The 307-nt window shown below is 65.5% G+C and carries 1 protein-coding gene; it reads left to right on the forward strand.

Features of this window, described 5'->3' with window-relative positions; all coding sequences use genetic code 11:
* The first annotated feature begins 15 nt into the window (after positions 1 to 15).
* On the forward strand, positions 16 to 294 hold the full coding sequence (locus tag SB724_RS19725) for a DUF3180 family protein (RefSeq protein WP_410572487.1): 279 nt from the start codon (positions 16 to 18) through the stop codon (positions 292 to 294).
* The last annotated feature ends 13 nt before the right edge of the window (positions 295 to 307 follow it).

Genomic DNA, 307 nt, shown 5'->3' on the forward strand with positions numbered 1-307 from the left:
GCCCGTACGTAGATTGTGGCCCCAGCCTGTGCTTACGCGGGCACCCTGCTGTTTGGTTGGCATGCCGGCATTTCCCTGGACCTCTTGGGAGTGGGGAGCCTGCGCAGCGACCAGGGCATTCTTGCCAACGCCCTCCTGACGGGCGGTGGCGGTGTGGTGATGATCATTGTTGGCGTGGTGGTTGAACGTTTCTGCCGCATCCCTCCGGAGGACTTTGAGGGCGGTACGCCGGGGCCGGACACCCGAAGGGGCGAAGCCAAGGGTGAAGGCGAGTATGCGTACCGCGGCGATTGACCCGCCCGGCGTC

The organism is Bacillus sp. SIMBA_031, from assembly GCF_046535225.1.
Taxonomy (GTDB): domain Bacteria; phylum Bacillota; class Bacilli; order Bacillales; family Bacillaceae; genus Bacillus; species Bacillus velezensis.